This is a genomic window from Moraxella sp. (assembly GCF_024227015.1).
Classification (GTDB): Bacteria; Pseudomonadota; Gammaproteobacteria; order Pseudomonadales; family Moraxellaceae; genus Moraxella.
Genome location: NZ_JAAELD010000188.1, coordinates 1 through 9,321 on the forward strand (window position 1 = coordinate 1; position 9,321 = coordinate 9,321).

Consider the following 9,321-nt stretch of genomic DNA (forward strand, 5'->3'; position numbering starts at 1 on the left):
CAATCAAAAATCTCAATAAAATCAGTTTAAATTGTGCTAGAATAAAGCGTTTTTTACTTCACTTAGGAAATTGTTATGTCTTTACAAAACATCATCGAAACCGCCTTTGACAACCGTGCCAATTTTGGGGCGAGCGACTGCCCTGCTGACGTGCGTTCAGCCGTTGAAGAAGTGCTTGCAGGTCTTGATAATGGTTCACTTCGTGTTGCCGAAAAAATTGACGGCGAATGGGTAGTTCATCAATGGGTCAAAAAAGCGGTACTGCTGTCTTTTAAAATCAATGACAACAAGCCGATTGAGTCTTGCGATTTACGTTTTTTTGATAAAGTAGATACCAAATTTACCGATTGGACAGAAGAAGATTTCAAAAACGCAGGCGTGCGTGTCGTTCCGCCTGCAGTGGCTCGTAAAGGCTCATTCGTTGCCAAAAATGTCGTGCTAATGCCGTCTTATACCAACATCGGTGCGTATGTGGACGAAGGCACCATGGTGGATACTTGGGCGACCGTTGGCTCATGTGCCCAAATCGGCAAAAACGTCCATCTATCAGGCGGTGTGGGTATCGGTGGTGTGCTAGAACCCCTACAAGCAAACCCGACCATCATTGAAGATAACTGCTTTATCGGTGCTCGTTCTGAAATCGTGGAAGGCGTGATTGTTGAAGAAGGCTCGGTCATCTCAATGGGTGTGTATATCGGTCAATCCACCAAAATCTACGACCGTGAAACAGGTGAAATCCACTACGGACGTGTGCCAGCAGGTTCAGTTGTCGTACCAGGTAACTTGCCAAGCCCATGCGGAAAATACAGTCTATACGCTGCCATCATCGTCAAAAAAGTAGATGCTCAAACTCGCGCTAAGACCAGCCTAAACGACTTGCTTCGCACCGAGTAATTTTTAAGATTTAAAAATTAAAGCCGTCCTTTTTTAAGGGCGGTTTTTTATAGAGTTCATAGCATTAATCATAAAAATCCCTTATAATATTAAGTTTTGCCAATTTTAATATCAATGCCAAATTCCACCCGTTTACGCAATACCTTTATCCCCACCACCGACCCGTCCGCAGGTCTTCGTTTGACGGAGATTTTTTATTCCTTGCAAGGTGAAGCCTTAGCGATGGGTTTGCCGACCATTTTTATTCGCCTGACAGGTTGTCCGCTCCGCTGTGTCTATTGCGACACGACTTATTCATTTACAGGGGGCGAGCGTTGGGGACTTGATACGATTTTGGAATATATCAAACAATACCCCTGCAAACGCATTTGCCTAACAGGGGGTGAGCCACTTGCCCAGCCCAACGCCATTGCCTTGATGAAATTACTCCTTGATAATGGCTATGAGATTTCACTAGAAACCGCAGGGGCGTTGTCGGTCAAGGACGTGCCAGTAGCGGTGTCAAAGGTAATGGATCTAAAAAGCCCGTCATCGGGCGAAGTGGGTAAAAATCTGTGGAAGAATTTAGAATATCTCACCAACAATGACCAAATCAAAATCGTCATTGCCGACCGTGCCGATTATGACTGGGCAAAAGAAATGCTACAAAAATACGAGCTTGATAAAAAATGCGGTGTGGTGTGGTTTTCGCCCATGTTTAACATAGACGAGCGTAAATCGGACGTGCCAAATTTGGCGGTAGAGCTTGCCGAATGGATATTGGCGGACGGTTTGCCTGTGCGTTTTCAATTGCAACTGCACAAAATCATCTGGGCGGACGCTAAGGGCAAATAAGCCTGACAAAATACTTTAAAAGCTGAATTGAATTTGATACAATAAGCGCTTATTTTTCCAAATTCATCCAATTAAAAGAGAGTAACCATGGCACGAGTGACCATTGAAGATTGTCTTGATAATGTTGATAATCGCTTTGAGCTAATTTTAGTGGCAAGCAAACGTGCCCGTCAGCTTGCCAAGGGTAGCGCTGAGCCTACTGTTGCGGTTGATAACGATAAGCCAACCGTGCTTTCCCTGCGCGAAATCGCTGCCGGCAACGTAACGCGCGACATCTTAGATGAGCCAGAAGAAGAAATCGTCATCAAAGTTCCTGAGCTGATGGATTTTTCCAAGCTGACTCCTGCTGATTTTTAATTTTAATCACAACGATTGATTTAATTAAAAATCAAAAACCGCATCATCAAAATGCGGTTTTTTTAATGATAAATCAATCATTTATCACACCCGCTGGACATTCATTAATAAGCTGAATGCCACAATGATAAAAATCAATAAATCAAGCTATTGACAATATGGTCAATACTTGATATTTATAATAGTTTTAAGGTCGCGTCTGCGCCCTTTTGTTTACGAGTTAAGAGTACCTATGCTAGCCAACTACCGCCCGCATGACATCCCCACCCATTTAAGCCATCCCTTGGTTGATGAATCACGTGACAGCTTGATGCGCTCGGTGAGTTATTTGGATAAGGTAGAACGTCAAGACATCCTGCGCGCCTGCCATTTTGGCGATGTGGCACACATCAAGGACAAGCGAAAATCAGGCGAGCCGTACATCACCCATCCAATCGCGGTGGCTGAGATCTTGGCAGGCTTTCGCCTAGATCGCGATACCATCATCGCTGCCATCTTGCACGATACGGTCGAAGATACCGACGTGACGGATGAGCTACTCACGCAAGAATTTGGCGAGACGGTATCACGCTTGGTAGATGGCGTAACTAAGCTTAAATCATCAAGCATGAATAAGCAGCAAAGCCAAGCTGCGACATTCCATAAGATTCTAACCGCAACACTCATCGATCCGCGCGTCCTAATCATCAAACTCTCCGACCGACTGCACAACATGTCAACCCTTGACGCTGTCAGCGAAGAGAAACAGAAACGCACCGCCAGCGAGACGCTTGATTTTTATATTCCGTTCGCGCGCATCATGGGATTGAACGACATCGCCGACTACATTGAGCTGCTGTGTTATCGCAACCTAAACCCCGAGATGTACACCAAGTTCACCGATAAGCTACTACAGCACGGGCTTGGGCGCAACTTTCAAAAAATCGAAATCAGTACCTATCTGCAGAATCTACTTAGCCATCTAAACCTAAGCGGTCACGTTCAGGTGCTTGACAATCGCACCTCAATGTATCGCCAATTCTTCAAAAACCGCGGCGAGATTAACCGACTCATTCGCCAATACGACTTTGAAGTGGTGCTAGACGACATCGAATCGTGCGATAAATTGGCGTTCTATTTGGTGCAAAAATACGAAATCAGCAACGACCAGATTCGTGATAACATCCGCAAACCTCAAGCGGGCGGCAATCAATCACTAACGCTGATCTATGAGCGTGATTATAATCACATCAAAATCACCCTACTTACCAAACGCATGCAAGAAGCTGCCCGTCTTGGCATCATCAGCAACGACAAAGGTGACATCAGCCAATCGGTCATCCAAGCAAGTCTTCGCAACATGCGCGATCTGGCAAACAGCAAATCCGGCCAAGACAGCCAAGAAGACACGGAGCGCTCTGTCGCCATCATTAACGAGCTACTCAATTACCTACATGAACGCAAGATCGTCTGCTACAGCCCGCAAGGCCGCGCTTACGAGCTGCCGCGCGGTGCCACGGCGCTAGACTTCGCCTATGCGGTCGGTCCTGCCATCGGCAACATCGCCACAGGTGCAGACATCAACGGTGAGCATGGTAAATTGGGATTGGTACTGGTCGATGGTGACTCGGTGCATATTGACACAGACAAGAACGCCATGCCAAGAGCTGACTGGCTGGGCTTCGTCGCCACCAACAAAGCACGTAGCGAAATTCTAAAATTCCTAAAACACCTGCCAGAAGATCAAAAAGAACACGCAGGCAAAGAAGCCCTAACGCGCGCCCTAAGCGCCTATGACAAGTCGATTGATGACATCACCGAACACAAATGGTCTGATATCTTGGCGTGGCGTGGCGCGTCCGATCAGCGTGAGATATTTTTGCAGATTGCGACTGGCTCGCTATTGGCTCAGCTGGTGGTGTCTCGACTATTTAGCGAAGAAGTAGACATCGCTGATGGCAATGAGATCACCCAATCCAAGCACCTGATCGCAGGCGTAAAAGGCGTGGAGCTCACCTTTGCCAAATGCTGCAACCCCATCTATGGCGACCATATCGTGGGGCATCTGTCAGCACGTCAAGGCTTGGTGATCCACCGCCACAAATGCTACTCGCTAAATGCCATCCGCGCAGACAACCCCTACCAGATCATCCAAGTTCACTGGAAAGATGGCGTGAAGATCGATCATAATGCGCACCAGCTGCATTTCTCAGCGACTTTGCGAGTGTTCGCGATGCTCAACGAAGAACAGATCAGTCAGGCGATCTACGAGCTGCGCGCACTTAACATCGGCGTTGAGAATACTTCTGTCAAAGCCGATGATAAAGACAAGAACAGTAAAGTCGGCACCACCACCTTAAATGTGGTCGTGCGCTCACGAACCCACCTGGAAGAAGGTATCCAAAGATTGCGTCAGATTCTAGGTTATCCGAACATCATGCGCTTATACCAGTAATTTAGGCTTTTTTGGACAATATTCAAAAACCACTTGAATTACAGGTGGCAATTGATTTATGATAAAGATAAGTAATTAACCATACAGAAGGTGTATTATGTGCTGTAATATCGATCTTAATTCTAAAGCAGAAGCGGCGCATTTTTTGGGTAAATGCGAACCAAATATCCTACCTAAGACTGCTGACAATGTGGCGGGCAATATCGTCTATACGGACAAGCCTGCGATGAGCTTGTTTGATAAGTTGGTTGCTTATTTTGGGCGCACCAAAGCCTAATTATCCCGATTGATTGCTCATAAATTATTAAAAATCAAGGACATCTCATGGCAAAACAAATCATTCATACAGATGATGCACCAGCAGCAGTTGGCACATACTCCCAAGCAGTGAAAGTAGGCAGCACCGTCTACATCTCAGGTCAGTTAGGCCTAGATCCTAAGTCAATGGAACTAAAAGACGGCTTTCGCGCGCAAGCTGAGCAGGCTTTTGATAATCTAGCAGCCATCGCCAAGGCTGCGGGTGGCTCATTGAATGACACAGTTAAATTTAACGTATCTTTGACTGATTTGAATGATTTTGCTGTGCTGAACGAAGTATTTAACGACAGACTAAGCTCGCCTTATCCTGCGCGTGCCGCGGTTCAGGTGGCTGCTCTACCAAAAGGCGGCGTGGTTGAAATCGAAGCCATCCTACATCTAGACGCTTAACCTAAGATAACATCAGGCTTGGTCATCGCCAAGCCTTTGTTTTATGCATCACACCCTACTGCGCATCGCCCTGCCGACCCCCTTGTATCGGCTGTTTGACTACCTATGTCCCAATGACCACCTTATCGATGGCAATTTACCACCCATCGGTTCGCGCGTGCGTGCGCCTTTTGGACGCCAAGACTTGGTTGGCATTGTCATTGCGCACATCGACCCATCGGATACCGACGTCCCACACCATAAGTTAAAAGCCATTCACGAGCGCTTAGACGATCATGCCATCTTAGATGATGCATTGCTTGATTTGGCAAATTGGCTCTCTACCTATTACCATTATCCACTGGGCGACACCCTGTCTGTGATGCTGCCAAGCTTGATCAATCAAGGTAAATCCCTCACGCAAAAACTCACCTTCTGGCAGCTGGCTGATGCGGCGATGGATGATGATTTTGTCACAGCCAATATCAGTAAAACCGCCAAAAAACAATGGCATATTTTTAACACCATCAAAGACAGCACGCCCAGTATTAACGAGGCGGAGCTGCTACAGCTAGGCGCCACCAAAGCCCAGTTAAACACCCTAAAAGACAAAGGGCTGATTCGTTCATTCATTCTCACACGAGATGAGACACCCCCGCCCAAAGCGCCTGCCCTACTGGGTGAACCGCTCACTTTAAATGTCAAGCAGCAGTTGGCATTTGATGGTATTCGCTCAGCCATCGATGATGGCGTTTATCAGGGTGTGTTATTAAATGGCATCACAGGCTCGGGCAAGACAGAAGTGTATCTACATGCGATGTGGTATGCACTACAGCTGGGCAAGCAAGTGCTGATCTTAGTCCCCGAAATCGGGCTAACCCCACAGACCAAGGCACGATTTAGCTCGCGTTTTGATGCTCAGATTTGCGTGCTGCATTCTGGCATGAATGATGGTGAACGCCTAGAGGGCTGGCAAGATTGCAACTCAGGGCGCGCTCAGATCATCATTGGCACGCGATCAAGCATCCTCTACCCCTTTGCCAATCTCGGTCTTATCATCATCGATGAAGCACATGACAGCTCTTATAAGCAGCAAGACCATCTTCGTTATCATGCTTCTGATGTTGCTTTATGGCGTGGTTTTCACCATAAGATCCCAACGATTCTAGGCACCGCCACACCCAGCCTTGAGCAGCTAAAGCTCTCCAAAGATGGTAAGCTCACAGAGTACAAGCTACCCACGCGCGCAGGGGTCGCCACAGAGGCTACCATGCGCTTGGTTGATATTCGTCTTGGCACTCACTCGATCGTGCAGACTGACGGCACACCACAAGAGACTCTATTGTCTGATGACAGCATTCTGTATATCAGGCGTTGCCTTGAGCTTGGTGAGCAGGTGTTGATTTTTTTGAATCGTCGTGGCTACGCACCCATCTTGATGTGTGATGCTTGTGGTTGGCAGGCGGATTGTCCGCACTGCGATGCGCATCTGACGGTGCATAAGCGTCCGTTCAACCACTTAAAATGCCATCACTGCGGTCATCAGACGCACGAACCACAGACCTGCCCAAATTGTAATAGTCGCAACCTGCAGACATTAGGGCTAGGCACGAGCAAGCTGTCCGAGCAGCTACACGCTCTATTTGGCAATCCACAGACGAACCATCAAACTTACCCCATTTGGCAGATTGACCGCGACACCATGCGCAAAAAAGGCGCTTGGGAGGCGATGTATCAACAAATCCTGACAGGCGAGCCTGCGATATTGGTCGGGACACAGATGATCGCCAAGGGGCATCACTTCCCCAATGTAACGCTGGTGGTCGTGGTTGATGCGGATTTGGGGTTTTTGTCGCCTGATTTTCGCTCGCCAGAGCATACCGCCCAGCGCATCATTCAGGTCGCAGGGCGTGCAGGGCGCTCCCACAAGCCTGGCAACGTCATCATTCAGACTCGCCAACCTGATAACGCCCTGCTGCTGACTCTCATCAAGCACGGCTATCTGGCATTCGCTGACACACTCTTAAAGGAGCGTCAACTTTTAGGCTTGCCACCATACACTCATGCCGCACTGATTCGCGTAGAAAGTCACGATCAGACTCGCGCCCGCGACGCCATCAGCCAAATCGCAAGAGAGCTGCCCGACACGCCAAATCTTGCCAAGAGCGGCGCCATCGATGCGCCCATGAGCAAAAAAAACAACCGCCATCACACGCAGTTGTTATTACTCGCAAAAGACCGAAAGACACTTCATGGCGTCCTATCAGAGCATTGGCAACATATGCTCAATCTACCAAGCGTTAAAGGTGTCAAAGCCACTCTCGACATCGACCCAATGGGTTGGTAATCACCCCAAGGCATAAGCCAGCAGTGCGATGATCAGCAAATGCACCGGATAAAACCAATAAAACAAATACCTACCGCCGAAGCTTGATCCTTTTTTGCCATTAAAATAATAAATCATCACAGCAGCCAGCAGCATGCCAAAATGCATGTAGCCAAGACCCACCGTCCGCTCAAACCCGTAGGTCAACACATAAAACGCAGGGCAAGCCAGCACGTAGGCGATGATGGGTTTTCTTGTGTCATGAAAAAAATACGCAAACAACAGCGCCATCGCCACCAAGGCAAATCCATAATCAAATAACTGCACGACAGGATACATTAGCACAATCAACACAAGTTTAACGATTGTGCTGTGAGAGCTATGATAGACGATGAGCGCCATTAACGCACAAAACAAGGTAAATAGTACGTTACCATGTCCATAATCCTGCCATGGCATGCCCTGCAATATCGATTCAATGGACAGGCTAAACATCCAATAAGGCAGTTGCGCGATCAGCGCAAAGACCAATAGCCGCCTAGCATAAGCCATGACATCATGCGTGTGATAATACCCCACCACCAGCAGATAGACCATGATGGGCGCAACCATACGGCCAATGAAGTGCAGCCATTCGGACAGATGACTATTCACGTCCAAAAACGCCCACGCCACATGATCAAGTGTCATCGCCAACATGGCAAGGCACTTAATCACAAAGGCATTTAATCCGCCAGATGGTTTATCTGACATACTAACCAACACAGCTTTTTGGGTGGCGCTTTTTGTTTAGCGATGTTTGACATCGCCATATGTGCTGTCCTTGGTCATTCTTGGTGTGATAGATGACTAAGGTTTCACCATTTAGGTAACGCACCGGATAAGTCGCACCAGATACAGTGGCGACAATTGCACAATCCGTCTGCACGCCTGCCACGCGATCTGTTACCACCATGGAGACGCGCTGATTGTCAGCAGAGACGGGCAGATTAACAGGGCATTGATGGCTGGCATCGTAGATCGCTGCGACACGTTTTTGTACAGCGCTGGCAGAACGATAGCTTTCAAAAATGACTTCTTGTTCTTTTTGCATGGCGATGATCGGAACGAACTGACCGATGATGATTGAGAGCATCACTCCAAATATGGCAAAGGCGATACTCATGCCCACAAGGCTAGTGCCACCCTCACGCTTTAGGTGGGCTTTTTGAGATTCTTGATTGCGCGGATAAAAGTCCAACACATCAGCGATCTCTCGGCGCGCCATGCGATAATAGTACGCATCTGCCCATCTGGCCACCATGGACGCCCAGAACAGCCAAACAGAGCCACCCACGATGACGCGCGCCCACATTTGATACTCTTCGGGCAAAAACCCAATCACTGTAAATTCAAATACCGCCAGAATAATGGCAATATTCACCTTAATGAACGACCAGCCCGCCACGCAGTAGACCACGCAGTCTAGATAACGCTTGCGATAAAGCAGCCACCCAAAGGTACAAAAGAACGCCGCCCAATGCCAACGCGCATGCAGCTTGCCAGCACGATCGAATTCCTCGAAGCGCTTTAGGTAGTATTTTTGAGAACGCAGCCCGATGAACCATTTATCAAGCTGAGTGCGCTCATTAGGCGTCAGATGCGCCTGATAAAATGGCGGCGGCGTAGCATCTTCTAAAAATGGTAGGCGAATCATACATCTATCATAAAATCGTTTGCGGTTATGGTTAGCTTGGCTTATAATTACCAAGTTTAACCTATCATTTTACGACTTTTTTGCCAATAATAC

General features: G+C 47.8%; 9 protein-coding genes. 7 read left to right on the plus strand and 2 right to left on the minus strand.

Annotation, left to right across the window (positions count from 1 at the left end; all coding sequences use genetic code 11):
• Positions 1 to 75 precede the first annotated feature (75 nt).
• The 7 genes from dapD (at position 76) to GY683_RS04235 (ending at position 7,553) form a co-directional block, all read left to right on the plus strand.
• Complete coding sequence (gene dapD / locus GY683_RS04205; RefSeq protein WP_297287556.1) at positions 76 to 894, plus strand: 2,3,4,5-tetrahydropyridine-2,6-dicarboxylate N-succinyltransferase; 819 nt, start codon at positions 76 to 78, stop codon at positions 892 to 894.
• A gap of 114 nt (positions 895 to 1,008) precedes the next feature.
• Complete coding sequence (queE, locus tag GY683_RS04210) at positions 1,009 to 1,728, plus strand: 7-carboxy-7-deazaguanine synthase QueE (protein ID WP_297287557.1); 720 nt, start codon at positions 1,009 to 1,011, stop codon at positions 1,726 to 1,728.
• Positions 1,729 to 1,815: 87 nt separating this feature from the next.
• Entirely contained in the window at positions 1,816 to 2,085 is a 270-nt protein-coding gene (gene rpoZ, locus GY683_RS04215) for a DNA-directed RNA polymerase subunit omega (RefSeq protein WP_036361719.1), read from the plus strand.
• 232 nt (positions 2,086 to 2,317) lie between these two features.
• Positions 2,318 to 4,519 (plus strand): HD domain-containing protein, encoded by a 2,202-nt coding sequence (locus tag GY683_RS04220; RefSeq protein WP_297287558.1) that lies wholly within the window; start codon positions 2,318 to 2,320, stop codon positions 4,517 to 4,519.
• A 97-nt stretch (positions 4,520 to 4,616) separates the two neighbouring features.
• Entirely contained in the window at positions 4,617 to 4,796 is a 180-nt protein-coding gene (locus GY683_RS04225; RefSeq protein WP_063514467.1) for a hypothetical protein, read from the plus strand.
• Positions 4,797 to 4,843: 47 nt separating this feature from the next.
• Positions 4,844 to 5,227, plus strand: a complete 384-nt coding sequence (locus GY683_RS04230) for a RidA family protein (protein WP_297287559.1) — start codon at positions 4,844 to 4,846, stop codon at positions 5,225 to 5,227.
• Positions 5,228 to 5,270: 43 nt separating this feature from the next.
• Positions 5,271 to 7,553, plus strand: coding sequence for a primosomal protein N' (locus GY683_RS04235; protein ID WP_297287560.1), 2,283 nt, complete (start codon positions 5,271 to 5,273; stop codon positions 7,551 to 7,553).
• On the opposite strand, the gene GY683_RS04240 is transcribed toward GY683_RS04235, so the two are convergent.
• Both GY683_RS04240 and GY683_RS04245 read right to left on the minus strand, forming a co-directional pair.
• A complete protein-coding gene (locus tag GY683_RS04240; RefSeq protein WP_297287561.1) occupies positions 7,554 to 8,285 on the minus strand; it encodes a TraX family protein in 732 nt (243 codons plus the stop codon).
• 1 nt (position 8,286) lies between these two features.
• On the minus strand, positions 8,287 to 9,228 hold the full coding sequence (locus GY683_RS04245; RefSeq protein ID WP_297287562.1) for a DUF2628 domain-containing protein: 942 nt from the start codon (positions 9,226 to 9,228) through the stop codon (positions 8,287 to 8,289).
• Between the last annotated feature and the right edge of the window lie 93 nt (positions 9,229 to 9,321).